At 37.5% G+C, this 26,241-nt stretch carries 24 protein-coding genes; 16 read left to right on the plus strand and 8 right to left on the minus strand.

Translation table 11 applies throughout. The annotated features are described in order from the left end of the window. Positions 1-4: 4 nt before the first annotated feature. The 7 genes from fusA (at position 5) to B8967_RS14525 (ending at position 9,976) form a co-directional block, all read left to right on the plus strand. Positions 5-2,122, plus strand: a complete 2,118-nt coding sequence (fusA, locus tag B8967_RS14495) for an elongation factor G (RefSeq protein WP_084086571.1) — start codon at positions 5-7, stop codon at positions 2,120-2,122. 16 nt (positions 2,123-2,138) lie between these two features. Continuing rightward, the gene (gene rpsJ / locus B8967_RS14500) at positions 2,139-2,444 is read left to right on the plus strand and encodes a 30S ribosomal protein S10 (protein WP_002661363.1); all 306 of its coding nucleotides are present in this window, start codon (positions 2,139-2,141) and stop codon (positions 2,442-2,444) included. 321 nt (positions 2,445-2,765) lie between these two features. Then, positions 2,766-5,024 carry a TonB-dependent siderophore receptor gene (locus B8967_RS14505; protein WP_047491378.1) on the plus strand — a complete coding sequence of 753 codons (2,259 nt, stop codon included), beginning with the start codon at positions 2,766-2,768 and terminating at the stop codon, positions 5,022-5,024. Between the two features lie 17 nt (positions 5,025-5,041). Further along, a complete protein-coding gene (locus tag B8967_RS14510; protein WP_084086572.1) occupies positions 5,042-5,659 on the plus strand; it encodes a hypothetical protein in 618 nt (205 codons plus the stop codon). A 210-nt stretch (positions 5,660-5,869) separates the two neighbouring features. After that, positions 5,870-7,066, plus strand: coding sequence for a PepSY-associated TM helix domain-containing protein (locus tag B8967_RS14515; protein WP_179140067.1), 1,197 nt, complete (start codon positions 5,870-5,872; stop codon positions 7,064-7,066). Between the two features lie 88 nt (positions 7,067-7,154). Further along, positions 7,155-7,649 (plus strand): low affinity iron permease family protein, encoded by a 495-nt coding sequence (locus B8967_RS14520; RefSeq protein WP_047491383.1) that lies wholly within the window; start codon positions 7,155-7,157, stop codon positions 7,647-7,649. Positions 7,650-7,720: 71 nt separating this feature from the next. Then, a complete protein-coding gene (locus B8967_RS14525; RefSeq protein WP_084086574.1) occupies positions 7,721-9,976 on the plus strand; it encodes a zinc-dependent metalloprotease in 2,256 nt (751 codons plus the stop codon). Between the two features lie 58 nt (positions 9,977-10,034). On the opposite strand, the gene B8967_RS14530 is transcribed toward B8967_RS14525, so the two are convergent. The 8 genes from B8967_RS14530 to B8967_RS14565 form a co-directional block, all read right to left on the minus strand. Further along, positions 10,035-11,048 carry a terpene synthase family protein gene (locus B8967_RS14530; protein WP_084086575.1) on the minus strand — a complete coding sequence of 338 codons (1,014 nt, stop codon included), beginning with the start codon at positions 11,046-11,048 and terminating at the stop codon, positions 10,035-10,037. Positions 11,049-11,382: 334 nt separating this feature from the next. Next, the gene (locus tag B8967_RS14535) at positions 11,383-14,109 is read right to left on the minus strand and encodes a hypothetical protein (RefSeq protein WP_084086576.1); all 2,727 of its coding nucleotides are present in this window, start codon (positions 14,107-14,109) and stop codon (positions 11,383-11,385) included. Positions 14,110-14,198: 89 nt separating this feature from the next. Next, a complete protein-coding gene (locus B8967_RS14540) occupies positions 14,199-15,170 on the minus strand; it encodes a hypothetical protein (RefSeq protein ID WP_084086577.1) in 972 nt (323 codons plus the stop codon). A 248-nt stretch (positions 15,171-15,418) separates the two neighbouring features. Continuing rightward, positions 15,419-15,838: a hypothetical protein gene (locus B8967_RS14545; protein ID WP_047491395.1), complete on the minus strand. Its 420-nt coding sequence runs from the start codon at positions 15,836-15,838 to the stop codon at positions 15,419-15,421. Between the two features lie 242 nt (positions 15,839-16,080). Beyond that, positions 16,081-16,848: a hypothetical protein gene (locus tag B8967_RS14550; RefSeq protein WP_143330526.1), complete on the minus strand. Its 768-nt coding sequence runs from the start codon at positions 16,846-16,848 to the stop codon at positions 16,081-16,083. 42 nt (positions 16,849-16,890) lie between these two features. After that, positions 16,891-17,622 carry an MIP/aquaporin family protein gene (locus tag B8967_RS14555; RefSeq protein WP_084086578.1) on the minus strand — a complete coding sequence of 244 codons (732 nt, stop codon included), beginning with the start codon at positions 17,620-17,622 and terminating at the stop codon, positions 16,891-16,893. A gap of 24 nt (positions 17,623-17,646) precedes the next feature. Next, a complete protein-coding gene (gene glpK / locus B8967_RS14560) occupies positions 17,647-19,143 on the minus strand; it encodes a glycerol kinase GlpK (protein WP_047491400.1) in 1,497 nt (498 codons plus the stop codon). 14 nt (positions 19,144-19,157) lie between these two features. After that, a complete protein-coding gene (locus B8967_RS14565; RefSeq protein ID WP_047491403.1) occupies positions 19,158-20,750 on the minus strand; it encodes a glycerol-3-phosphate dehydrogenase/oxidase in 1,593 nt (530 codons plus the stop codon). A 116-nt stretch (positions 20,751-20,866) separates the two neighbouring features. Between B8967_RS14565 and B8967_RS14570 the strand changes: the two genes are divergently transcribed. From B8967_RS14570 to rplP, 9 genes are all read left to right on the plus strand, one after another. Next, the gene (locus B8967_RS14570; protein WP_047491406.1) at positions 20,867-21,628 is read left to right on the plus strand and encodes a DeoR/GlpR family DNA-binding transcription regulator; all 762 of its coding nucleotides are present in this window, start codon (positions 20,867-20,869) and stop codon (positions 21,626-21,628) included. Positions 21,629-21,881: 253 nt separating this feature from the next. Continuing rightward, on the plus strand, positions 21,882-22,508 hold the full coding sequence (gene rplC, locus B8967_RS14575) for a 50S ribosomal protein L3 (RefSeq protein ID WP_047491409.1): 627 nt from the start codon (positions 21,882-21,884) through the stop codon (positions 22,506-22,508). Next, on the plus strand, positions 22,499-23,128 hold the full coding sequence (gene rplD / locus B8967_RS14580; protein ID WP_047491412.1) for a 50S ribosomal protein L4: 630 nt from the start codon (positions 22,499-22,501) through the stop codon (positions 23,126-23,128). The genes rplC and rplD overlap by 10 nt, the downstream gene beginning before the upstream one ends. 3 nt (positions 23,129-23,131) lie before the next feature. Beyond that, positions 23,132-23,422 (plus strand): 50S ribosomal protein L23, encoded by a 291-nt coding sequence (rplW, locus tag B8967_RS14585; protein WP_047491415.1) that lies wholly within the window; start codon positions 23,132-23,134, stop codon positions 23,420-23,422. A 22-nt stretch (positions 23,423-23,444) separates the two neighbouring features. Further along, positions 23,445-24,266 (plus strand): 50S ribosomal protein L2, encoded by an 822-nt coding sequence (gene rplB, locus B8967_RS14590; RefSeq protein ID WP_047491418.1) that lies wholly within the window; start codon positions 23,445-23,447, stop codon positions 24,264-24,266. Positions 24,267-24,268: 2 nt separating this feature from the next. Beyond that, the gene (gene rpsS / locus B8967_RS14595) at positions 24,269-24,547 is read left to right on the plus strand and encodes a 30S ribosomal protein S19 (RefSeq protein ID WP_002983209.1); all 279 of its coding nucleotides are present in this window, start codon (positions 24,269-24,271) and stop codon (positions 24,545-24,547) included. 2 nt (positions 24,548-24,549) lie between these two features. Then, positions 24,550-24,948 (plus strand): 50S ribosomal protein L22, encoded by a 399-nt coding sequence (gene rplV / locus B8967_RS14600; protein ID WP_047491422.1) that lies wholly within the window; start codon positions 24,550-24,552, stop codon positions 24,946-24,948. A 7-nt stretch (positions 24,949-24,955) separates the two neighbouring features. After that, positions 24,956-25,708, plus strand: coding sequence for a 30S ribosomal protein S3 (gene rpsC / locus B8967_RS14605; protein WP_047491426.1), 753 nt, complete (start codon positions 24,956-24,958; stop codon positions 25,706-25,708). Positions 25,709-25,806: 98 nt separating this feature from the next. Further along, positions 25,807-26,232 (plus strand): 50S ribosomal protein L16, encoded by a 426-nt coding sequence (gene rplP / locus B8967_RS14610; protein ID WP_047491432.1) that lies wholly within the window; start codon positions 25,807-25,809, stop codon positions 26,230-26,232. Positions 26,233-26,241: the final 9 nt, after the last annotated feature.

The following is a 26,241-nucleotide window of genomic DNA, read 5'->3' on the forward strand; positions in this document are numbered from 1 at the left end:
TGAAATGGGAAGAGATCTTAAATTTACAAGAAATATTGGTATTGCTGCGCATATTGATGCCGGTAAAACTACCACTACAGAAAGGATTCTATTCTATACAGGGGTAAACCACAAAATTGGAGAGGTTCACGATGGTGCTTCTACAATGGACTGGATGGAGCAGGAAGCTGAAAGAGGTATTACTATTACTTCTGCTGCTACTACTTGTTCTTGGAACTTTCCAACTGATCAAGGAAAACCTCTTGCAGATACTAAACCTTACCACTTCAACATCATTGATACACCGGGACACGTTGACTTCACAGTAGAAGTAAACAGATCTTTAAGAGTATTGGATGGATTAGTATTCTTATTCTCTGCAGTAGATGGAGTAGAGCCTCAGTCTGAAACAAACTGGAGACTTGCTGACAACTACAAAGTTGCAAGAATGGGATTCGTAAACAAAATGGACAGACAAGGTGCTGACTTCCTTAACGTTGTAAAACAAGTTAAAGAAATGTTAGGATCTAATGCAGTTCCAATCGTTTTACCAATCGGTGCTGAAGAAGATTTCAAAGGTGTTGTAGACTTAATTAAAAACAGAGCGATCATCTGGGATGAAGCAGGACAAGGAGCTACTTTCGAAGTAGTGCCAATTCCTGAAGATATGAAAGATGAAGTTCTTGAATATAGAGAGAAATTAGTAGAAGCTGTTGCTGACTACGATGATACTTTGATGGAGAAATTCTTCGAAGATCCGGATTCAATCTCTGAAGAGGAAATCAACGAAGCTCTAAGAAAAGCTACTATTGATTTATCTATTATCCCAATGACTTGTGGTTCTTCATTCAAAAATAAAGGAGTACAGTTTATGTTGGATGCAGTATGTAAATACTTGCCTTCTCCATTGGATAAAGATGATATCAAAGGTACTGACCCTAGAACTGACGCTGAAATTACTAGAAAACCAGACGTAAACGAGCCTTTCTCGGCTTTAGCATTTAAGATTGCTACTGACCCATTCGTGGGAAGATTAGCATTCTTCAGAGCATACTCTGGAAGATTAGATGCAGGTTCTTATATCTTGAATACTCGTTCAGGAGATAAAGAAAGAATCTCTAGAATCTATCAGATGCACGCTAACAAACAAAACCCGGTAGAATATATTGAAGCTGGTGATATTGGTGCTGCGGTAGGATTCAAATCTATCAAAACTGGTGATACAATGTGTGACGAGAAAAACCCAATCGTTCTTGAATCGATGGTTTTCCCTGATCCGGTAATTGGTATCGCTGTTGAGCCTAAAACTAAAGCTGACCAGGATAAAATGGGTAACGCTCTAGCTAAATTGGCTGAAGAAGATCCAACGTTTACAGTGAGAACTGATGAAGCTTCTGGACAAACGATTATCTCTGGTATGGGTGAGCTTCACTTAGATATCATTGTTGACCGTATGAGAAGAGAATTCAAAGTTGAAGTAAACCAAGGTCAACCTCAGGTAGAATACAAAGAAAACTTAACAAAAGTTGCTCAACACAGAGAGGTTTACAAAAAACAATCTGGTGGTAAAGGTAAATTTGCTGATATTGTATTTGAACTAGGTCCAGCTGACGAAGGTAAAATTGGTTTAGAATTCATCAATGAGATCAAAGGTGGTAACGTTCCTAGAGAATTTGTTCCTGCAATTGAAAAAGGATTTAAAGCTGCAATGAAGAACGGTCCTTTGGCTGGTTTCGAAGTTGAAGGTATTAAAGTTACTCTTAAAGATGGATCTTTCCACGCGGTGGATTCTGATGCACTTTCTTTCGAATTAGCTGCTAAATTAGGATTTAAAGAAGCGGGACGTGCTGCTAAGCCAGTAATCATGGAGCCTATTATGAAATTGGAAGTTGTAACTCCAGAAGAATATATGGGTAACATCATTGGTGACCTTAACAAAAGAAGAGGTACGATCAGTGGTCAGGAAGAAAAGAACGGTGCTGTTGTAATCAAAGGTTCAGTTCCACTTTCTGAAATGTTTGGATATGTAACGACTCTAAGAACACTTTCATCAGGAAGAGCTACTTCTTCTATGGAATTAGAGAAGTACCAAGCAACTCCACAAAACGTTGCTGAAGAAATCATTGCTAAAGCAAAAGGTTAATTTTTAAATTAAAGAAATGTCACAAAGAATCAGAATAAAACTAAAATCTTACGATTACAACTTGGTAGACAAGTCTGCTGAGAAAATCGTAAAAACGGTAAAGGCTACTGGTGCTGTTGTAAACGGTCCAATTCCATTGCCAACGAATAAGAGAATCTTCACTGTGTTGAGATCTCCGCACGTAAACAAGAAAGCAAGAGAGCAGTTCCAACTTTCAGCTCACAAGAGACTGATGGATATCTACTCTTCTTCTTCTAAAACTGTTGATGCTCTAATGAAATTAGAACTTCCTTCAGGTGTAGACGTTGAAATTAAAGTGTGATAACTGCATACTTTGCAATGATTATACAATCCGTTCCTTTTTAGGAACGGATTTTTTTTTGCTCCTTCTTTAAGTAGTACATAAACCAATGATAACTCTAGGGCAAATTTCCTGGTTTTTTTTGAGTTGTACTTTTTGTAACCATAAGGTATATTCGGGGTTAGACTATTAACGATAGAATGTATCTGTTGGCATATTGTAACAATAGCTTAATGTTGATTAATGATCTGATATTGATTAGTCTTCAGCAGGTGACATATGTCAGTGAGGTTTATTTTATTTAGAATTAATAAAAACAATAAATTTGCAAAAAATCATTAAATGAATAAAGTAGTATCCTTTTCTCTGCTGTTATTGGGTGGGGTTCTTGCAAATGCACAGAAAGTGAATGATTCAATTAAACATAAAAAAATTGAAGAAGTAGAACTGTTCGGTGACAGAAAAAAACAACCGGAAGGCCTGGAAGCAATTACAAGATTGCCATTAAAAACCAGAGATCAAATCCAGAGTATTTCTGTTATTTCTCATAAAGCAATTGAAGAATTAGGAGCACTTACTGTTACTGATGTTGCAAAGAACGTTCCTGGTGTAACATTATTTTCAAGCTATGGTGGTGGAAGCGAAAGTATGTCCATCAGAGGATATCGTGGTGTTCCTGTATTGAAGAATGGGGTTCAGATGGACTCAGACTTCCGTACTTCGGGGATGATGACAGATATGCAGGGCGTTGAAAGTATTCAGGTAATTAAAGGTTCAGCAGCAGTAAGCCAGGGAATAGGAAATGGCTTAGGTTCAGCAGGAGGAGTAATTAATGTTGTTACTAAAAGACCTCAATTTATTGATCAAACAAATGTAGGGTTCCGCTATGGAAGTTGGGATTTTTATAGACCTACAGTAGATTTCCAGAGAGTTTTAGATTCTCAGGGGAAAGTTGCTGTAAGATTTAACGGAGCTTATCAGAATAATAATTCCTTTAGAAGTCACGTAAAAGGAGAAAGAATCTATGTAAATCCATCAGTAGCATTCCGTCCGGATGACAAAACATATATTAATGTTGAGATGGATTATCTGCACGATAACCGAACTCCGGACCGAGGGACTATTAACTTGGCAACTGGAGATGTAGAAGCATTGTATCACATGCCAAAAGGTAAGTTTTTAGGATATACTTCAGATTATGCTAAAACTGAAACGTATAATTTTGCAACTACGGCAATCCGTAAGCTTAATAATAATTTAAAGGTAAGAGCTGCTTTTGTAAATTCTGTAAGCAATTCTGATGGTGAAGCATCATCCATTTCACTGCCGACCGGAGGCACAAACTATAATATCAGACAACGTACAATAGGTAAATCAGAATCATTAGATATCAACCGTGTTTTACAGTTAGATTTCATTGGTGAAAAGATCAAAACTGGTTTTATTAATCATACATTCCAGGTTGGATTCGACTGGAGAGAAACGGAAACATCTTCTGTAACGTATGAAGCATATAAAAACTCTATTGCTCCGGAAAATTTAATTACAGCAAGACCTACTAAAATAGGAAGTACAACATATGGAGCTAACCCTCTTGATACATTTGATGTAGTGAATGGGGCCATTCCCAACACACTTCCTGTCAATGTTGTTTACAAAAGTTTAGGACGTACCAATTCTGTATTGACACCAAGCATTGGAGCTATGGCACAGGATGTAATGGCTATTGGTAAATATGTAAAAGCTCACCTGGGAATCCGTTACAGCAGATTGAATGGTTCTGGAAGCAGAGTGGTTGATACATGGAATCCTTCCTTCGGATTAATTATTTCGCCAATTGAAAATATTAATGTTTTTGGATCTTATACTACAACAACTTCATTAAGATCTGTAAATAATATTCTTCAGGCTGGAGGATTCGTAGGAGCATCACAAACAAAACAATGGGAAGCGGGAATTAAGTCAGACTGGTTTAATGAACGTTTAAGATTTAATGTAACAGTTTTTGATATTAAGACAGATAACTTAGCCTTCCAAATATTAGATAAAAATTACAGACCGGTAGTAGATAAAGATAATAATGTGCTTTACGGAATGGCAGGTAATCTAAGAAGAAAAGGATTGGAAGTAGAACTTATTGGAAGAATCTTACCCAATCTACAGGTAATGTCCGGATGGGCTTATTTAGATGCTCAATATCAGGATAGCCCGGCTTATATCAATGGTTCAAGACCTATGAATGCACCAAAGCATACAGCTAATGCATGGTTAAATTATAGATTTAATACAGGGGTATTGGATAGATTAGATGTAGGGGCCGGAATTTACTATGTTGGAAAACGTCCGGTAGATGAGTGGACTCAGAAGACATTCACCGCAGGCCATATCAACAGTGTGGAAGCGGGGACAAAACCTTTCGATATGCCGGAATATACTACTGTAGACGCACAGGTAGGATACTCATTGAAGAACGGTGTTGGTGTAAGAGTATTCTTCAACAATATTTTTGATAGTGTAGGATACAGTTCTTATTTCAGAGGAGGATATATTGATCAGATCCAACCTAGAAACTTTGCAGTACAGGTAAATTATAAATTCTAATCAACAAAATCATTATTATGAAAAGTATAAAATCATTAGTTTTTGCCCTTAGTATTGGAGCTGTTTTTGCTTCATGTTCCGGAGACAAAAAGAAAGGAATTGATTATAACCAGTTCAAAACTGAAATACAGCTTACACCCGATCAGACGAAAAGCTTTGATGAGATCACTAAAAAATATCAGGATCTTCAGGAACAGAATTTTCAGGCCGCAAAAGCACAGGGAGGAAATATGGACCGTGTGGCTTTAGGAATAAAAAATGAAGAGCTGAGAGCACAACAGTCTCTAGAAATGGCCAAAGTATTGGATGGCCCACAAATGGAAAAGTTCAACAAATTCGTTGATGAAAATTCCAGAAAAAGACCAAGATATGACAATGCTCTTTTAGAAAGAATAAAAACAGAAGCACAGCTTTCCGAAGACGAATTTAAAGTAGTCAATGCAGCGAATGATGCATTTGAAAAAGCATTCAACGATGCTCACGATGTGTATCACGGTAATAATGACCTGGCTAAAGAATACTGGGAAAAGTTTGATGCACAGAGAAAAGCAGCCATTAAAAATACACTTACTCCTGAACATTATACGAAATTCGAAGAGATCGTAAAAGAGGTTCAGTTTAAAGGAAGAAAATAATTTGATCCGGATTCCCATCCGGAGAAGGGAAAGTAAGTTCTACCCGTATCACAGAACTTTCTTGTAAGGCTTATACAATATACATAGCAGATTATTCAGCGAAATTAATTTATAGGTCACCCTTTAAAATTATCAATCATTCATATCAATTTTAATTTAAAAAACATTAAGGTGACCCCAACCATCTTAATGTTTTTGTTATATGCCCAAATGAAGTTATTATTTAAAAGCCTTTACCGGAAAAAAAGGAAGAATGAATCGGTTACTAAATATGTGATGTGGCTTATTCATCTTTGGTTGGGACTTTTATCAGCGGTCATTGTTTTTCTAATGTGTCTTACCGGTTGCCTGTATGCATTCAAAAACCAGGTTATAGAATTTACAAACAGAGATAAAGTATATATCAGCCCAGCTTCCGGAAAAGTTAAAAACCCGGATCTGATCCGGTCAGAATTGTTAGAACAGAAAAAAGAGTTGACCTCCCTTCTTATTCCGGATGATAAAGGAAGAAGCTACGTTATTGGATATCGGGAAAATCAATTGGATAAAAGCACTTATTACAATCAGTATACAGGTGAAATTTTGGGGCCGGCAGATATCGGAGCGAGCCACTTTTTTGAAGTTGTACTTGATATTCACAGAAACCTGATGATGGGAAACGCCGGACGTCAGGTGGTAGGAGCTGCGGTACTTGTATTTTGTGGGTTGCTGATTTCAGGATTTACCCTCTGGCTTCCCAAAAAGCTGAAGTTTCTAAAACAAGGTCTGACTGTCATGTTGAAAGCAAAGTTTCAGCGATTGAATTATGACCTCCATAATACCCTTGGATTCTACAGCTTCCTGATGCTTTTCTTTATTGCTGTTACAGGATTGTATATAACCTATCCCTGGGTGAAAAATGGCCTTATTGTGAGTCTCGGAGGATCTTCAATTGATCATATTTCAAATAATAATGAGAATGGCGATGATCCGTTCAGCGGGCTTATGGAAGATATGCTCAAAAAGCAGGATGAAAAGAAAAATCTTAAAAATTCAACGTCTGCTTCTATCGATAAAATTATACAGCTTTCGGACCGGTACCTTCCTTATACTGCTGTTACAAGTGTAGCGTTACCTAATAAAGATAACCCCCGATATGTGATCATTAAAACAAACAGGCAGAACCTGCTGGGAATGATGCTTCCGGATGAAGTGACATTTGATAAAACAGGAGTTTTTAAAACCAGGGAATTGTTCTCTGCAAAGCCTCTCAATAAACAGTTTACAACACTTGCCAAACCTTTGCATACTGGAGAAATCATGGGACTACCCAGTATCATTCTCTATTTTATAGTGTCTCTTATCGGATGTTCTCTACCTGTGACAGGATTTCTGATCTGGTGGCATAGGGCTAAGAAAATAAAATAAAAGATACCACTTCCCAACTGAAAACTCAACTTTATTTATCCCGGTTCATGGTAATTTTATACATTTATTATGTAAAATAACTTCTATCATGAGTCACAACAATCATAATTTTTTTGAGAAATTTTCAAACGAGGCAGTAAAATTTACAGGAAGTCCTGTTGCATTTATCGGAGCTATGCTTCTGGTCATTATCTGGGCGGTAACAGGTCCTTTTTTCGATTATTCGGAAACTTGGCAGCTTGTGATCAATACAGGAACTACGATCATTACCTTTTTAATGGTTTTCCTTATTCAAAAAGCCCAGAATAAAGATTCTAAAGCTATACAGATAAAGCTGAACGAGCTGATTGCTGCCCATGAAAAGGCCAGTAACAGAATTGTAGATATTGAAGATCTTACAGAAACGGAACTGGATCAGCTCCACCATTATTACGAAAATCTGGCTCAGTTTGCCAAAAAGGATGCGGATATCCATACCTCGCATTCTATTGATGCGGCAAAGAGAAATCAGAATTACAAACATGAGTTCTTCAAAAATAAACATGAAGAATGGCTCAAGAAGCAGGAACAGAAGAAAGAATAATTAGTCTTCATTATAAAATTTCTTGAAGGAACTTTTTGGTGAAGACATCATTTTTATACAAACATATTTATATGAATTTAAAATTATCATGTTTACCATTTGTGTTTTTATCAACAATAGTAAGCGCCCAATGGAGTCAGAATGTACCTAAAGAAAAAATTGTAAAGAAAAGTGATAATTCGATTTATTATAGACTCGATATTGATCAGATCAGAACTCAGTTACTGAGGACCTCAAAAATCGGGGAAGGTTCTGCTATTAGTGTGAATATTCCTACATTATCCGGAAAGACGGAAAGATTTGCGGTCAGTAGTTTTCCGGTTATGGATGAAGCATTGGCAAAACAGTATGAACTCGGATCTTATGTGGGGGTGGGTATTGATGACCCTTCCAAGTATATCAGATTCAGTGTTGGCCCCAATGATTTCCAGTCCATGATCATTGGAAATGATGGAAAGTATGAGTTTATTGAGCCCGCTACTGCAGATAAATCTTTTTATTCTGTCCACGGGAAAACCAACAGGAACGGGCATGCATTTGTTTGTAATACCACTGAAAAAAAAGAGGCTGTAGACCAAATGAAGGAGATGCAGACGTACTCTGATAAAACAGCATTTGCCAGGAGAAGTGGAAATCAGAAATTCAGAACACTAAGACTGGCACTCTCTACCACAGGAGAGTATACTCAGTTTTTTGGAGGGCTTTCCGGAGCCATGACGCAAATCAATGCTACATTAACAAGGGTGAACGGAGTTTTTGAGCAGGAGTTTAATGTACATGTAAACCTCATTAATAATACACAAACCCTATTTACTGATCCAAATACTGACCCTTACAGTACCGTTACGGATCTTACCTCACCGCCGTCATCATGGAATATAGAGCTGATGGATACTTTACATGGAGGAGTATACGGAGTTACAGATGCCGATTTTGATATAGGCCACTTGTTTGGAGCCTCCGGAGGAGGAGGAAACGCAGGTTGTATAGGCTGTGTATGCAATAACAGTTTAAATGTAGGGGGTAATGCCAATAACAGCTACAAGGGATCCGGTATTACATCGCCGGGTGTAAACTGGTATCCGAACGGAACCTGGGATTTTAACAGCACAACTCAGCTGCCTCCTAGCGGAGATAGTTTTGATATTGATTTTGTAGCCCATGAAATAGGGCACCAGCTGGGAAACAACCATACGTATAGTAACAGAGAAGGAACTGGTGTAGAGGTAGAACCTGGATCAGGGTCAACAATCATGGGGTACGCAGGAATTACAGGAGCTTCAACAGATGTGCAGAAGCACTCCGATCTGTTTTTTCATTCCGTAAGTATTGATCAGGTACAGGATAATTTTCTGACTGGTGCCAGAGTGAACTGTGGTACCATAACTACCATTATCAACCGCCCTCCGGTAATTACAGAAATGCCGGTAACTTATACCATCCCGATGAATACTGCATTTGCACTCACCGCAGAGGCAACAGATCCGGATGGGGATGCATTAACTTATTCCTGGGAGCAGGTAGATCCAAGTTATTTATATAACGGCGTTAATAAGTTTTACATTGGACGAACTACCTCAGGGGCCAACTTCAGATCATGGCCACCAACAGTAAGTCCTACCAGATATTTCCCTAGGCTTTCTACCGTATTAAATGGAGAGGTGAAGAATGCTGATGATTTTGAAGCAGCAAGTACGGTAGCAAGAACAACTCATTTCCGTGTAACCGTGAGAGATAATAAACCGGGGCAGGGGCAAAGCGCTCATACTACACAAACCATTGTAGTAGGCTCTGCAGAAGCCTTCAAAGTGGATACAGCATCTCTTACTCCTGATACCAGTTCAGAAATTAAATGGACGGTTTCCGGAACTACAGCTGCACCTTATAATGTGGCTGATGTAAAAATTGATTATACTGATGATAGCGGCGCAACATGGAATGAGCTGGCAGCATCAGTACCTAACAGTGGAACAGCAAATGTTTTCATTCCTGCCTCTTTAGCTGGAAAGACGATTCATGTAAGAGTTTCAGCAATCGGAAATGTATTCTATGCAGTGAAAAAAATGACAGCAGGTACATTGGCCGTTTCGGAAACAGGAAAAATAAAATCGGTTCAGGTTTATCCGAATCCTGTGGACAATGTTTTGAATGTAAAAAATGTATCTCCAAAATCATCCTACGAAATTTTCAATGCTCCGGGGCAATTGATTTCAAAAGGCATAATTGGTGAAGGTCAAATAAATGTAAGCAGCTTCGTAAAAGGAATCTACTTCATGACTATAAATGATAATGGAAAAAATATCAAAGCCAAGTTTATTAAAAAATAAATATGAAGAATGGCTGAAGAAGCAGGAGCAAAAAAAGGAATCTGAATGATTCCTTTTTTTATTGTTTGCTGTTAAATTCACCCTCTACATATCCTCCATTTACATAGCGGGATGTATCATTCGTGTGCCAAGCATATACGCCGGCTACCATAATACCGAGATCCTGTACATAATTGCGGGTCATTTCCTGCCATTGACCAAAAGAAGGTAAATGCTCCTGTAATACGAGAAATTCTTTTAAATAATTATCATGCACTTCCAGAGCCATCATATAGGCTTCTTTTATTGAAGTTTTATGCTCTTGCTGTAATACTTTCACCAGATTCATGGTGTCCTCTTCTCTATGGAGTTCCTTTGGTAAAGAAATAATATCATTATGTATTCCGATCATCAGAGCACAAATAGTATGAAGGCGTTGAATATGTAAATGCTCCAGTATGCTGTCAGGTAGCTCTCGATAATCTTTTTGCATAGCCACATATTGACAAAAAGGTTTTGCCCCACTTGTAGCCTCACGAATCAATAGGTAAACGGGAAGAGGGGGGATTGTGTTTGATCTGTAATATACTCTTTCGTCTGCATACCCAATAAGTACTTCATGTAAAGATTTTAGGAATTTTTTATATAATCGTTCTGGCATTTCACATGCAATGGCGCTTTGTCTTAATATCCAGAATCGATGAAATATATCATTGTTAGCTGGTTCATCCGGATCATCATCAGTAAGCAAAGTCATAATGTGAGTTGCTATATCTTTCATTTCATCATATGAACAACGATCAAAATAATCATCCATCATAGCTCCATCAGCAGCATAAATGGCTAATGGTCTCAATTCTGCCAGATTCTTTAAAAAAGGGCAACCGCGTGCTGCAATATCAGTCAAGTTATGCTGTTTGTGTTTTTCACGGGCTTCTTTACTGTGGAAAATATACTCCCTGTCAATCCAATCATAATATTCTTCCCTCTGAAGTTGAAAATCATGGTGAATAGAATTTGGGAAGGGATACTTGGGCTTGGGTAACCGTTGTAATCCGGCGTAAAATTCCTCGTCTGAGATTGTCGTTTTCATGTTGTGTTGATTTTTTTGGTTAATGGTTTTTAGTTTTACTCTATCATTAAGTCATAATGATAGAGTAAAAGTAGTAAATAATTGATTATGATATGGTTGTGTGTTTTGTGATTGTGTTGATGATTTTTGATTTTGAATATGTAAGGGTAAAAAGCCATACTATAAAAGCTTCTTAGGGTCATTGCAGAAGAGGAAGTAAAGAGTAAAGATAGGGAGTCTGCTTCATGACCATAAACGATAATGGAAAAATATAAAAACCAAGTTTATTAAGAAATAATATAAGATCTAAAATAAAAAACCTCTGATGATTCAGAGGTTTTTTTATGTAGTGATGTTATCTCATAAAGTAACTGAAATAAGAACAGCTTCCCATCAGTGCTTTTGAAGTTTCAGTATCTGAGTACTGTGTTTTCAATTGTGCAAAATAGGTTCTGTATTTCTGATTTCTCAGATTGTCCAGTTCCTTTTGGTGAGCATCAGATTTTTCAGACCACTTAGGATCGGAATAATCATAGTCCATCTGGTTTTTTGCTTCATATTGATAGTATTTCCCTTGTTCAGCACTAGCCATCTGGAAAAGAACTCTTGCTTTTTCTTCCTTATTATTGGAAAGCTTCAGGGCTTTTTGATAATAATTAATCGCCAGGTCAAAATTGTCAGGCTCAATATAAGAGGTATCCAGGAAGTTTTTGTAATAATATTTATAAGGGTTCTTTCTGTCGGTATTCCAGAAGTTATACTTTCCACCATTACTATTGTCAACATCCATGACGAACAGTTCTCTGTAATATCCTAAAATAGAGGTGTTGTACAGTAAATTTCCGATAAGCTGGTTGGCTTTGGCAGCTTTTTCATCAGCACCATTTCCAATCTTTTTAAGCTGGATCAAAACATCAGCCAGTTCAAGTTTATTCATACTGCTTTTGATGAAAGGGAAATCAGTGTAGTTTTCAGCTTTCATACTTTCAGCATCAGAACTCTGGAAGCTTTCCCAAACATTATGACCAAACACAAGATTTGAAATATTATCAAAACCATTATACTCAGTAGGTGTATATTGTTTTGCAGTGATGGTTTGACCGCTTTTTTCTGACCAGTCGTAATTGACTCTTGGGATTCCGGCAAATTTCTGCGCTTTTTCATAATAGGATTTAGCCTTTTCAAAATCGGCAAGCCTCATGGACCTGTCTCCATAAATGGTATTGAAAAATGCATCAATATTACCTACACTGTCCATGTTTTTGGCAATAACCTGCTGCTCAAACTGTGTTTTATTTGACTTTCTGTAGAAGTCCTCCACACTTTTTACCAGACTTGAGTTCGGGTTGTACTGAAGGTCAGAAAGTTTATTATTCATCAGGAATGATTTTCCATCCTCACCCTGAAGAAAATAGCGGTTAGCCAAGACATCTTTAAGGAAGTCTGCAGTAGATGGTGCTTCCCCATAATAATCGAAATCATCCGTTGTGGCAGTGTCTTTCTTCACCGGTTTTTCTACAAAGTATTCAGGATAATCTTTCATTAAATGATCCTCGTATGCTGCATCTATTTTAGGCTGAGATACAATATCATTCAGCACTTTCATTCTCTTGATCTCCTCCTGGTACTCAGGATTGGTGGTTTTGATGTCATTAAGAATTTCAGAACTTGCTTTATAGTCTTTTTTCAAAAACTTAAGGTAAGCATTGGCAATCTGCCAGTATTCATCTTTAGATTTCTCCCTTGTTTTATCAGTGAATTTTTCCAGGGCATCAAGGAAGTCCTGTGTCTTTTGATCATAATAATAACCTGTTCGGGTATAGAAAGGTATCCTGTCGGGATTACTGAAGAGCTCATCATCACTTTGATCAGCTTTAGCTTCATCACCGGTTTTCTCAGACTTAGAACCTCCGAAAAGGTTTTTAAAGAACCTTACAATCTTTTGCCAGAAAGAAAGCTTTTCTTCTTTTACCACTGTGGTAGTGTTGTCCGCTACATTATCATTTGAAGCTTTGGTATCCGTTTTTCCTCTTTGTACAGAAACTCTCCCGGAAGCAGCATCGGTGTAATAATAAGTAGGAAGATAACTTCTTTCCAGCTCATTGATACTTCTTACGGCCATTACTTTCAGAATTTCAGAGTCAGGATTAATATCATACATTTTTTCCATAACCGGAATAGGATTGTTGAAATCCTCATAGCCTAAAAGGAAATAAGCCATGTTTTTTTCCTCATTGGTATTAGCCCTTTTCATAATATTACTGAAAGAAGCCGTATCCGAAAGCTTCATAGATACAAAAGAAGATTCTTTACGGTCTTTAGTGTTCATGAATACCTGGAAGAAGTTCCAGTTGGCATCACTGTTCATCTCCAGTCCCCTTTGAGCACCTGCCATTTGATCCAGTGCCATAAAATAAACGGCACCTTTTAGCTTGATTGGCTCTATATAGGTTTTGAATGCCTGCAGTGAAGCATCATAATTTCTTGTATAATGATTGAGACGTACCAGCTGGTATCCATAGCGCTGTTTAATCTCCTGATTTCTGGCAGCATTGTATAAAGAAGTTAAAGCAGCAATGGTTTTGTCATAATCAAGAGCCGTCGCATTCTTAGTGTTGACATTTCTGTCATAGTAAAATGAATTTTCACTTTCAATATAATTGATGCTCATATAAGGTTCCAGATATTTGGCCTCAATTAAATAATCTATACCCTCGCGGTACTTTTGGTAAAATCCTGAACCCAGCTTTTGGAGAAGAGGGTTGGAAGGATTTCCGTTTTTAAGACTATTGAGGTCGTTCATACTGATCTTATAAACCAGATCATAAGCTTCAGCATGATTAAGCTGGTTACCGAAATACTTCTTCCATGTTTCCAGATTGTCATCAGGAATCAACGAGGTTTTATAACCCGTATAGAATCTGCTGGAATAATTGTGCAGAAAAGGAAGGTAAGATTTATCTTTAATGATACTCTGGGTAAAAAGATTGAAGTATTCGTAGTCAGGATCCGACCAGGCGCAGGCATCAGATTTCGTATAGAAAAGAGAGGCCACTGCAAGTGAAAGAATATACTTTTTCATATGTAGAGTGGTGTTTTTAATTTTTTATAATGATTCATAATATAAATCCGTGCAGGTAGTAATACTCTGCCTTCATCTGTGATGATGATTTAAAATTTTCGATCTAACACAAATTTACTATCTAATTGATAATAAATAATATTAAAATGAGGTATTTTTTTCTCAAGAAAGCGGATGACATCTTCAAGCTGCTCACCTGAAATTTCCTCTACCTTTATTTTAAAACCTTTATTCAGATAGCTTCCAAAATAAAAACCGTCTTTCAAAACTTCAGCTTCATTTTCAGAGAGCTTTTTAAAATGCTCATTTTGCAGATCCTTTGTAGATAATGCATTAATCAGCTTATGCTTTTCCAGATGGTTGGTAACAATTCCCCATGAGTAGATAGGGAGTGCTACTTCAATAGTTTTGATGGGATACTCTTCAATTCTGGAAAGATAACTTTTTAATGTAGCCACATCCAGAATGGAGTTTTTATCAGATTTTTCTAATGGGGAAGAAGTGGAGTAGCACATCAGATATACCTTTTCTACCGGCGGAATTCCGGTCTGCTTTTTATCTTTAACCTGATGAAGACGTAGAGTACAGGTGATGTTTTTTCCGGAAACCCTTTTCAGTTCCTTTAGAAATTTAAAATAATCATTACGTGTACCAGCTGTCCAGTCGCAGTCGATCTGAATTTCATTGTTGATTTTTAAATGATACTCTTCTGTTTTCTTCAAGATTAAATGATGAATGCTTTCTGCCAGGAATTTTATCTCCTCCGAAGAAATGTTCAGTAAAGTCTGGTTCGTGATAAAAACAGTAGGTACCACCTGCTTATCGGTCTGAAAACTCTGGTCTTTGGTGATGACAGCCACAGGCTGAAACTTTCCTCCTATTTTATCAACATCAAAAAAGCGGGTATATAAATAAGGAACAGAAGCCTGTGCCAATACTTTTTTCTCCTCCTGATTCAGTTTCAAATTGGTTTTCCAATAATAGAACGTGTAGGGATGGTTTTCATTTTTACTGCAGGAAACAATAAAAAATAAAACCCATAAAATATTTAGGATTTTCATACCGTGGTGTGCATAATTGATTCTTCAAAAGTAAAGATATTTATAGAAACCATACACCGTAAAATCCCGGTGATTCCTTATTCCTGACAAATTACATGATCTCAAACTCTCAACAAATCCCAACAATTCTTATAACCATTCCTCTCCACCGGAAAGGTGGCGAAAATTCAAAGAATTTTTAATGGGTGTCCTTTTTCTTTCCATTAAACAAAAAGCCACCCCCAAAGGAGTGGCGCTATATTGTCTTATTATTCATACAGTCCACTTTCACAGGTACAGGTTTCTTTATCCATACTCTCACTGGAAGAGCAACAGCCTTCAAGATTCTGAATATTTCCCTTTTCATCGGTCATAAAGATTTTATTTTTATCAAATTTCACAAAGAAAGTCTCATCGAATTTTTTGAAATGTACTTTCATTACTTTGTTTGCTCCGTATTTGCCTGCATTTATTTCTTCTGTAGTTTCTTTTCCGTTAGCCTGATTTACCTGAACATACCCAAAAAAGACATCACCGTTTTTTTTCACATCCAAATAATAATGAGGGGTGCCGGTACCACTGTAGCCCTCCATAATATCAAAACTTCTATGTCCCGTAAAAGGAACTTTTACCTGTGCAAAAGACAAAATACTGATACACAAAATCATGATACTGAAAAATTTTTTCATAGTTCTTTTTTCTTCAAAAATAAAAATATTTACTTAAAAGATAAACCGTGAAATCCCGGTGATTGGATATAAGACCGTTATTAATCCCAGACATAACATTCGTATAACCATTCCCCTCCACTGGAGGGGTGTCATATCAAAGATTTGACGGAGTGGTTTAATTTGACAGGTGGTCATCATCATCCATAACAAAAAAATCACTCCAAAGGAGTGATTTTATAGTATTGTGGTAGATATCCGTTTTAAAAAACAGTCGCAGCAAGCTGAATTCTTGCAAACTTATTAGAGGGATTCCACATGGCCATCATATAAACAGGAAGACTGTAATGGTCAGTAATCTTAACAACCTTACCTGCTTTTACACCTATATTAACGATGTCAAAACTGTTTTTGCCATTTCCATACAGGAACGTTTTATCATTAAGAGCAAAGCCGGCGCCTACAAATGCATCCAGATTCACTTTCTGGCCCTTTATTACGGGGTAACTTGCCTGAACATAAGTAGAATATTTATTCTTTTTATAACTTCCGTCCGGCTCAAGTACAACCTCTCCTGCATTGGCTCCTCCATAAAGCATAATATCTGCTTCAATATTAATAGGGAATGAAGGCCCGAACGTATAGTTGGTTCTTAAGTCAATAATATGTGCCGTTCTTCTTTGTGAATAGCTGAAGATGTCATCTGCAGCTACGGCAGTATTAATGTTTCTGGAGTTATAAAGATCCCAAAGTCCGATATAAAAACGTCCGTCAGAATATTGAACATAATAATTGATTTCTTTATAATGGGTATTGTCTTTATCATCTGCTAAAGCGGATGCTCCCCAGATTCCTATTTTCCATTTTTTTTCCGCATCCAGGGCATAGGATAGATTTCCCATTACAACAGGTTTATCAGTAATGATTAAACCTCTCCATAAATGGTTATTCTGAATGTTGGCCGTGAAATCAAGTCTGTTTTCCTTAGTCTCAGTAGTTTCCTGAGAAAATAACCTTCCGCTGCCTAGCATGAGCAGGAAGATTCCTTTTAAAATTCTCATCATCTGTATTTTTTAAGTTAAGAGTCCATATAAAACAGCGGCAAGCACAGCTCCTATCACAGGTCCTGCTACCGGTATCCATGCATATCCCCAATCACTGCTCCCTTTTACAGGTAAAATAGCATGCATGATTCTTGGAGCCAGATCCCTTGCCGGATTAATTGCATATCCTGTAGTTCCGCCCAGAGACAAACCTATTGCCCAGACAAGGAACGTGACAGGAAGAGCTCCTACAGAACCTAATCCTACTTTTGCTGTAGGATCAATATCGATCGAAATACTCGGATCCGAAAAGTGGAAGATGACAAATACCAGTACAAACGTTCCTATAATTTCACTGATAAGATTAGAAGAAGTCTTTCTGATGGCTGGTCCTGTACTGAAACAGGCAAGCATACCTGGTTCATCTTCTGTTATAGCAAAATGATCCTTATGGAATAGCCAAACCAGAAAGGCACCAAGCATTCCCCCAATCATTTGGGCGGCTATATAAGTTGGAACCAAATCCCAGGAAAATTTTCCTGCGGTAGCAAGACCAATGGTGACTGCCGGGTTTAGGTGGGCACCGCTTACAGGTCCGGCTACAGTGACGCCGATGAAGACGGCTAATGCCCATGCTGTTGTAATTACAATCCAGCCGGAATTATTTCCTTTGGTTCCCTTTAAGACAACATTGGCGACAACGCCGTTGCCTAAGAGTATAAGAAGCATTGTTCCTATTAATTCTGCGATAAATGGTGTCATATGTGTATTTTTAAGGTCAACGGGTTAATCTTCTATCCAGTTTTGCGAGCGCGATACGGCCTTCTTCCACAAGTGGATCATTTTATCAACACTTTCTTTATCCAGCTGAGGATGGAAATCTTTGTCTACGATCCATTGAGACTGTATTTCATCAATATCTTTCCAGTATCCTACCGCAAGACCTGCCAGATAAGCTGCTCCTAATGCAGTGGTTTCAAGTGTCTGAGGTCTTGTGATTTTAAAACCAAACAGATCAGACTGTATCTGCATCAAAAGATCACTTGCCGAAGCTCCTCCATCTACTCTTAGCTCAAGACTGGCTCTTCCGGAATCTGCTTCCATAGATTTTACAATATCATAAACCTGGAATGCAATACCTTCCAATGTTGCTCTGGCAATATGTCCGTCAGTTGTTCCACGGGTGATGCCTGCAATAGTTCCCCGTGCATACTGATCCCAGTGTGGAGCTCCTAATCCGGTAAGGGCAGGAACGAAATATACACCACCATTGTCCGGAACAGATGCTGCCAGCTCATTCACTTCTTCAGATGAACGAATAATTTTAAGACCGTCTCTCAGCCATTGGATTGCAGCACCTCCTACAAATACACTTCCTTCCAGTGCATAGTTTACTTCTCCATTGATTTTCCAGGCTACGGTGGTAAGCAGGTTGTTTTTAGAAGAAACAGCTTCTTTTCCTGTATTCATTAATAAAAAGCAGCCGGTTCCGTATGTGTTTTTTACCATTCCCGGAGTGATGCACATTTGCCCGAATAGAGCTGCCTGCTGGTCACCTGCAATACCTGCAATAGGAATTTTAGTGGAAAATAAAGTAGTTGCAGTTTCTCCATATATTTCACTGCTCTGCTTTACTTCGGGAAGAATGGCCCTAGGAATATTGAATAATTCTAACAAATCATTATCCCATTCTAGTGTATGGATATTCAGCAGCATTGTTCTGCTGGCATTGGATACGTCAGTGATAAACATTTTACCACGGGTAAGCTTCCATACCAGCCATGTGTCTACTGTTCCAAAACATAGTTCTCCTGCTTCTGCTTTAGCTCTGGCACCCTCTACATTATCAAGGATCCATTTTAGTTTTGTTGCAGAAAAGTAAGCGTCTAATACAAGGCCGGTTTTTTCTTTAATAACTTCAGCGTGACCCTGCTCTTTTAGCTCATCACAATATTTAGACGTTCTTCGGTCTTGCCATACAATGGCATTGTAAATAGGCTCACCGGTTTCTTTGTCCCATACAATGGTTGTTTCCCGTTGATTGGTAATACCGATAGCGGCAACTTCCAGTCCGGAGATACCTGCTTTCGCTATAGTTTCTGCTGCTACGGAGATTTGTGATGACCAGATTTCATTCGGATCATGCTCTACCCAACCCGGTGTCGGGAATATTTGTCTGAAATCTTTCTGTGCTACATATTTAATTTCTCCACTGTGGTTGAATAAGATCGCTCTGGAGGAAGTTGTCCCCTGGTCTAAAGCGAGAATTAATTTTTCATTCATAAAAGTGTACTAGATTAAGGTTGGACTTTAGGTGAATAAGGCGTTAATAAATATCCTCTTGCTAAATCAATAAATTCATTTTCGTGTTGCTGCGTCCATTCTTCAGAATATCCTTTTTCCTCAGCAATTATTTTTGCAACAGTGTGAGCACTGTCTATAGCTGCTCTGGCATCTAAGAATAATAAACGGACTCTTCTTGATAAGATATCCTCAATGGTTTCTGCCATCTCATTTCTTATCGCCCATACAATTTCTGCAATGGTAAAAGGATGATCAGGATGAAGTTTCTGAGAATAACGCGGGTTGCTTTCCTGTAAGGCTTTTATAGCAGGAATATCAGAACCGTAAACATACAGATGATTGCTTCTGTCTACCTGCTCCGGTTTTACATTACCATGAATGGAAAGATGTTCTGTTTTGGAGGCGGTATTTCCTAATCTGTGAACTTTCATCGCTTCATCTACAGTATCTTCAGCCATTTTACGATAGGTTGTCCATTTTCCACCGATAATGGAAATTAACCCTGTTTCAGAAGCAATAACTTTATGACTTCTGGAAACCTCTTTTGTACTTTTGCTTCCATCTTTGGGAGCGGCCAGAGGGCGTAATCCTGCGAATACAGATTTTACATCTTCACGGGTAGGTTTCTTAGCTAAATACTGTCTTGCTGTATTTAAAACAAAGTTGATCTCTTCTTCAAGAGCACGGGGTTCAAAACTTTCATCCTTTAGAAGAGTATCCGTAGTTCCTACCAAAGCTCTGTCGTGCCAAGGAACAACAAATAGAACCCTTCCGTCTGATGTTTTTGGAATCATGATCGCATCATCACTTTTTAGGAATGATTTATCAAGCACCAAATGGATTCCCTGGCTTGGAACAACAAGTTTACCATGCTTAGGGTTATTCATATTAAGGATGTCATTGGTAAATACACCTGTAGCATTAATGACTACCTTGGCATGAATCTGATATTGCTGCTTGGACAGCTGATCTTCTGCAACAACACCAATTACTTTATCAGCATCATCTTTCAGAAGATTGATCACCTTTACATAATTGACTGCGGTTCCTCCTTTCTCGATAATGGTCTGAGTTAAATTCACAGCAAGTCTGGCATCGTCAAACTGTCCGTCCTGGTAAACAACACCACTCATCAAGTGATTTTGTTCAATAGTTGGAAGTTTTTCTACAGTCTTTGATTTGCTGATGTATCTCGTTTTTCCCAAGCTCAGCTTTCCTGCAAGAAAATCATAAATGGATAAACCTATTTTATAATAGATTCCTCCCCACCAAGTATAATTAGGAATAATAAAAGATTGATTTTTTACGATATGAGCTGCGTTTTTAGCAAGCAGACCTCTTTCTTTTAATGCTTCTTTTACCAATCCTACGTCTCCCTGGGCAAGATATCTTACTCCACCATGTACTAATTTTGTACTTCTGCTGGATGTTGCTTTTGCAAAATCGTGAGATTCAAGCAATAAGGTTTTAAAACCTCTGCTTACTGCGTCTAGTGCCGAACCTAAACCACTGGCTCCTCCTCCTATGACTATAAAGTCCCATTCCTTTACATTGGTTAATTTACTGAGTTCTTCGTTTCGTTTCATAAATGTTTCGTTTATGTTTCGTTTTCAAATATATAAATTAAAAATGAAAGCAAAAAGAAAATAAATGAAATTTTAGAGTACGAAAAAAAAACGCTAATTTTGATGAAACGAATAAAATGGAGAAGCTGATCCCAAGGCATGATGAAATATTAAAAGAGCTGGATGAAAAAGGCCATGTTCTTGTGCAAGATTTATGTGAAAAACTGAATGTTTCTTCGGTTACGATCCGAAAGGATCTGAATCATCTTGAAAGTTTAGGGCTGCTTTTCCGTAATCATGGAGGGGCAAGTAAGCAGGTAAGATATGCTTATGAGAAAAATGTAGGGGAGAAGGAGAATATTAATGTAGAAGCAAAACAAGCGATTGCAAAAGCCGCGTTAGCGCTGATTCAGGAGAACGACTGTATTATATTAGCTTCCGGAACAACAATGCATTATCTTGCCCGGATGCTGGTGAACTTTGGACCACTTACCGTATTGACCTCTTCTTTGAGGGTAGCTATTGAGCTTTGTAATAATCCTAATATTAATATCATCCAGCTGGGAGGAGAAGTCCGTAAGAGTTCCACTTCCATAGTAGGATCTATTTCCGAAGGAATTCTTAAGCAGTTCTCCTGTAATAAACTTTTTCTGGGAGTAGATGGTATTGACCTTGAATTTGGAATCAGTACTTCTAATGCCGCAGAAGCCCATCTTAATCAGGTGATGATTGACTGTGCCGATCAAACGGTGATTCTTGCAGATTCTTCAAAACTCAACAAAAAAGGCTTTGGTAAGATTGCATCATTAGATAAAATAGACTATCTGATTACTGATACAGGTATTTCCGGTGAAGATGAGGCAGGATTGGAAGAAGCAGGTGTGAATGTGATCGTATAAACAGATCTTCTTTCTAATTTCTTTTTTAAAATCAAAATAATTGAGGAGAAAATTTGTTCCGAATTTTCTCAAAAAGTTCTAATTGATTAAAAATCAAAATATTTTACTTAAAAAATTTGTCAGTAATAAAATTATTCATACATTTGCACACTCATTTTAGGGGCGTAGTATGCCTATATCAGAAGTAGAAATTACTTTAGACCTCCTAAAAATGGTGATAAAGAGAAAGATAAATTTTATTATAATATAAACAATGTCAGGTATTATTGGTAAGAAAATCGGTATGACATCTTTGTTTAACGAAGAAGGAAAAAACATTCCTTGTACAGTTATCCAAGCTGGTCCATGCTCGGTTTTACAGGTCAGAACCTTAGAAAAAGACGGTTATAAAGCTGTTCAATTAGGTTTCGATGACAAGAGTGAGAAGAACGTTGGTAAAGCGTTAGCTGGTCATTTTAAAAAGGCTGGTTCTGCTCCTAAAGCTAAATTAGTTGAATTCTACAGAGAATTCGTTGATGAAGTAAAAGTAGGAGAAGAAGTAAAAGTTGATTTATTCATTGAAGGTGAATATGTTGACGTAACAGGTACTTCAAAAGGTAAAGGTTTCCAAGGTGTTGTTAAAAGACACGGATTTGGAGGTGTAATGCAGGCAACTCATGGACAGCACAACAGACTTAGAGCTCCAGGTTCTATCGGTGCAGGTTCAGATCCTTCAAGAGTATTCAAGGGGATGAGAATGGCTGGAAGAATGGGAGGTGAGCAGGTAACTGTTCAAAACCTTCAAGTGTTAAAAGTTGATCAAGAACAAAATCTTTTAGTAGTAAAAGGTGCTGTTCCGGGAGCTAAAAATTCTTATGTAATTATCAGAAAATGGAACTAGTAGTATTAAATACATCAGGAAAAGAGACCGGAAGAAAAGTAACTCTAGACGAAACAGTATTCGGAATTGAGCCAAATCAGCACGCGGTTTACTTAGAAGTTAAACAGTACCTTGCTGCACAAAGACAAGGGACTCATAAATCGAAAGAAAGAAGCGAAATTACTGCTTCTACTAAAAAGCTTAAGAAGCAAAAAGGATCAGGATCTGCTAGATACGGGGATATCAAATCTCCAACTTTCAGAGGTGGAGGTAGAGTATTCGGACCAAAACCAAGAGACTACAGATTCAAATTGAACAAAGCTCTTAAGAGATTAGCTAAGAAATCTGTTTTATCTCAGAAAATGAGAGACAACAGCATCAGAGTTTTGGAAGATATGAGCTTAAGCGCTCCTAGAACTAAAGATTTCATCACAGTATTAAATGCTTTGGCATTAAACGACAAGAAAGCTTTATTCATCCTTCCTGAAGCTAACAAGAATGTGTATTTATCTTCAAGAAACTTACCTAAAGCTAAAGTAATGAACTTCAATGAAGTGAGTTCTTACGATTTAGTAAATGCAGGTGAAGTTGTATTCTTCGAAGGTGCAGTTGAAAAATTCCAGGAAAATCTAAAGAAATAAGTCATGTCTATTATTATTAAACCAGTTATCTCAGAAAAGGCTAATTACCTTACGGATTTAAGAGGTTCTTATTCTTTCTTAGTTAATCCTAAGGCGAATAAAATCCAGATTAAAAAAGCTGTAGAAGCGGCTTACGGTGTAAAAGTAGCAGACGTTAACACAATGATTTATGCTCCGAAGGTTTCTTCGAAATACACTAAAAAAGGTCTTCAAGTAGGAAAGACAAACAAATTGAAAAAAGCGGTAATCAAGCTTGTTGAAGGTGAGGTTATCGATATTTTTGCTGTAAATTAATTATTAATTATAAATAATAGTAATGTCTGTTAGAAAATTAAAACCTATCACCCCGGGACAGAGATTCAGAGTTGTAAACAATTTTGAGGAAATTACTACCAACAAACCAGAGAAGTCTCTAACAGTTGGTATTAAAAAGTCAGGTGGACGTAACCAAACAGGTAAAATGACCATGCGTTACACCGGAGGTGGACACAAAAAGAAATACAGAATTATTGACTTCAAAAGAAACAAAGCAAACGTTGAAGCAACTGTAAAATCTGTAGAATACGATCCAAACAGAACTGCATTTATCGCTTTATTAGAGTATGCTGACGGAGAGAAGAGATATATCATCGCTCCAAACGGTATCAAAGTAGATCAGAAAGTAGTGTCAGGAGAAAGCGTTGAACCAAACGTAGGTAACGCAATGAAATTGAAAAATATTCCATTGGGTACTGTAATTTCTTGTGTTGAAATGAAGCCTGGTCAAGGTGCTATTTTAGCAAGAAGTGCTGGTTCTTCAGCTCAATTAACTTCAAGAGACGGAAAATACGCTATCATTAAATTGCCTTCAGGAGAATCTAGAATGATCCTTACTGAATGTATGGCAATGATTGGTTCAGTTTCCAACTCTGATCACCAATTAACTGTATCAGGTAAAGCTGGTAGAAGCAGATGGTTAGGTAGAAGACCAAGAACAAGACCGGTAGTAATGAACCCTGTAGATCACCCAATGGGAGGTGGTGAAGGACGTTCTTCTGGAGGTCACCCAAGATCTAGAAACGGTATGCCGGCTAAAGGTTACAAAACTAGAAAGAAAAACAAAGTGTCTAACCGTTACATCGTATCTAAAAGAAAATAATTATGGCAAGATCACTTAAGAAAGGACCGTTCATTCATCATACTTTAGATAAGAAGGTTCAGGCAAATATAGAGTCTGGTAAGAAGACAGTTATCAAAACTTGGTCTAGAGCATCGATGATCTCTCCGGACTTCGTAGGACAAACTATCGCTGTACACAATGGGAAATCTTTTATCCCTGTATATGTTACAGAAAACATGGTAGGTCACAAGTTAGGCGAATTTTCTCCAACAAGATCTTTCAGAGGTCATGGTGGTAACAAAAACAAAGGAAGCAGATAATCATGGGATCAAGAAAACAAGATAGCGCAATCGCAAGAAAAGAAGCTAACAAAGACGTTGTAAAAGCTTCATTAAATGACTGCCCATCATCTCCAAGAAAAATGAGATTAGTTGCTGATATCATTAGAGGAGAGCAGGTAGATAAAGCTCTTTATATCCTAAAATATTCTAAAAAAGAAGCCTCTAACAAATTAGAGAAATTACTTCTTTCTGCTATGGCAAACTGGCAGACTAAAAACGAAGGTGCTGATATTGAAGAAGCAAACCTTATCGTTAAAGAAATCTTCGTGGATAGTGCAAGACAATTGAAGAGACTAAGACCAGCTCCACAAGGAAGAGGGTACAGAATCAGAAAAAGATCTAACCACGTTACATTAATCTTAGGTAATAAAGAAAATTAATCAAGGTATGGGACAGAAGACAAATCCAATTGGTAATAGATTAGGTATCATCAGAGGATGGGATTCTAACTGGTTTGGTGGAAACGATTATGGAGACAGAATCGCTGAAGACTACAAAATCAGAAGATACCTTGAAGCTAGATTATCTAAAGGTGGTATTTCAAAAATTTATATTGAAAGAACATTAAAATTAGTTACAGTTACAATTACTACTGCTAGACCGGGACTTATCATCGGTAAAGGAGGTCAGGAAGTTGATAAATTAAAAGAAGAATTGAAGAAACTTACAGGTAAGGATATTCAAATCAACATCTTTGAAATCAAAAGACCTGAACTAGATGCAGTTTTAGTTGCTGATAGTATTTCTAAGCAAATTGAAAACAGAATCTCTTACAGAAGAGCTGTTAAAATGGCAATGGCTAGTACTATGAGAATGGGTGCTGAAGGTATCAAAGTTCAAATCTCTGGAAGATTGAACGGTGCTGAAATGGCAAGAAGCGAATCTTTCAAAGACGGAAGAATTCCATTGTCTACTTTCAGAGCTGATATCGATTATCACTGGGCTGAAGCTCACACTACTTATGGTAGACTAGGTGTAAAAGTTTGGATTATGAAAGGTGAAGTTTATGGTAAAAGAGAACTTTCCCCGTTAGTAGGACAACAGAAGAAAGGTGGTCAGTCAGGAGATAGAAACAGAGGAGGAGACAGAGACAACAGAAGACCTAGAAAAAATAATAACAATAATAACAATAATAATTAAAAATTTTAGATTAGACATTTTGAATTTTAAATTACCGTTACTTTTTTAAAATAAAAAAAATCTAAAATCTAAAATCTAAAATCTAAAATTTAGAAATTATGTTACAACCAAAAAGAACCAAATTCCGTAGAGTTCATAAAATGAAGATGAAGGGGATTGCTCAAAGAGGTAATCAACTTGCTTACGGAACTTTCGGGATTAAAGCTACGGAAGGAGCTTGGATCACAGCTAGACAAATTGAAGCTGCACGTATTGCTGCAACTAGATATATGAAGAGAGAAGGTCAGCTATGGATCAAAATCTTCCCAGATAAGCCAATTACTAAGAAACCAGCCGAAGTAAGGATGGGTAAAGGTAAGGGTGCTGTTGAATATTGGGTGGCTGTAGTAAAACCAGGTAAAATCATGTTCGAAGTAGGAGGTGTTCCTTACGAAGTTGCGAAAGAAGCTCTTAGACTTGCGGCACAGAAATTACCAGTAGTTACTAAATTCATCGTTGCTAACGATTTTGTTAAACCTCTATAATCTTTGAAT

It is taken from the genome of Chryseobacterium sp. YR221 (assembly GCF_900176315.1).
In the GTDB taxonomy this organism is placed as follows: Bacteria; Bacteroidota; Bacteroidia; order Flavobacteriales; family Weeksellaceae; genus Chryseobacterium; species Chryseobacterium rhizosphaerae.

Bases quoted from the DNA above. Each gene is read 5' to 3' on its own strand.
- fusA (WP_084086571.1), top strand. From the start codon at position 5: ATGGGAAGAGATCTTAAATTTACAAGAAATATTGGTATTGCTGCGCAT.
- rpsJ (WP_002661363.1), top strand. From the start codon at position 2,139: ATGTCACAAAGAATCAGAATAAAACTAAAATCTTACGATTACAACTTG.
- B8967_RS14505 (WP_047491378.1), top strand. From the start codon at position 2,766: ATGAATAAAGTAGTATCCTTTTCTCTGCTGTTATTGGGTGGGGTTCTT.
- B8967_RS14510 (WP_084086572.1), top strand. From the start codon at position 5,042: ATGAAAAGTATAAAATCATTAGTTTTTGCCCTTAGTATTGGAGCTGTT.
- B8967_RS14515 (WP_179140067.1), top strand. From the start codon at position 5,870: ATGAAGTTATTATTTAAAAGCCTTTACCGGAAAAAAAGGAAGAATGAA.
- B8967_RS14520 (WP_047491383.1), top strand. From the start codon at position 7,155: ATGAGTCACAACAATCATAATTTTTTTGAGAAATTTTCAAACGAGGCA.
- B8967_RS14525 (WP_084086574.1), top strand. From the start codon at position 7,721: ATGAATTTAAAATTATCATGTTTACCATTTGTGTTTTTATCAACAATA.
- B8967_RS14530 (WP_084086575.1), bottom strand. From the start codon at position 11,048: ATGAAAACGACAATCTCAGACGAGGAATTTTACGCCGGATTACAACGG.
- B8967_RS14535 (WP_084086576.1), bottom strand. From the start codon at position 14,109: ATGAAAAAGTATATTCTTTCACTTGCAGTGGCCTCTCTTTTCTATACG.
- B8967_RS14540 (WP_084086577.1), bottom strand. From the start codon at position 15,170: ATGAAAATCCTAAATATTTTATGGGTTTTATTTTTTATTGTTTCCTGC.
- B8967_RS14545 (WP_047491395.1), bottom strand. From the start codon at position 15,838: ATGAAAAAATTTTTCAGTATCATGATTTTGTGTATCAGTATTTTGTCT.
- B8967_RS14550 (WP_143330526.1), bottom strand. From the start codon at position 16,848: ATGCTAGGCAGCGGAAGGTTATTTTCTCAGGAAACTACTGAGACTAAG.
- B8967_RS14555 (WP_084086578.1), bottom strand. From the start codon at position 17,622: ATGACACCATTTATCGCAGAATTAATAGGAACAATGCTTCTTATACTC.
- glpK (WP_047491400.1), bottom strand. From the start codon at position 19,143: ATGAATGAAAAATTAATTCTCGCTTTAGACCAGGGGACAACTTCCTCC.
- B8967_RS14565 (WP_047491403.1), bottom strand. From the start codon at position 20,750: ATGAAACGAAACGAAGAACTCAGTAAATTAACCAATGTAAAGGAATGG.
- B8967_RS14570 (WP_047491406.1), top strand. From the start codon at position 20,867: ATGGAGAAGCTGATCCCAAGGCATGATGAAATATTAAAAGAGCTGGAT.
- rplC (WP_047491409.1), top strand. From the start codon at position 21,882: ATGTCAGGTATTATTGGTAAGAAAATCGGTATGACATCTTTGTTTAAC.
- rplD (WP_047491412.1), top strand. From the start codon at position 22,499: ATGGAACTAGTAGTATTAAATACATCAGGAAAAGAGACCGGAAGAAAA.
- rplW (WP_047491415.1), top strand. From the start codon at position 23,132: ATGTCTATTATTATTAAACCAGTTATCTCAGAAAAGGCTAATTACCTT.
- rplB (WP_047491418.1), top strand. From the start codon at position 23,445: ATGTCTGTTAGAAAATTAAAACCTATCACCCCGGGACAGAGATTCAGA.
- rpsS (WP_002983209.1), top strand. From the start codon at position 24,269: ATGGCAAGATCACTTAAGAAAGGACCGTTCATTCATCATACTTTAGAT.
- rplV (WP_047491422.1), top strand. From the start codon at position 24,550: ATGGGATCAAGAAAACAAGATAGCGCAATCGCAAGAAAAGAAGCTAAC.
- rpsC (WP_047491426.1), top strand. From the start codon at position 24,956: ATGGGACAGAAGACAAATCCAATTGGTAATAGATTAGGTATCATCAGA.
- rplP (WP_047491432.1), top strand. From the start codon at position 25,807: ATGTTACAACCAAAAAGAACCAAATTCCGTAGAGTTCATAAAATGAAG.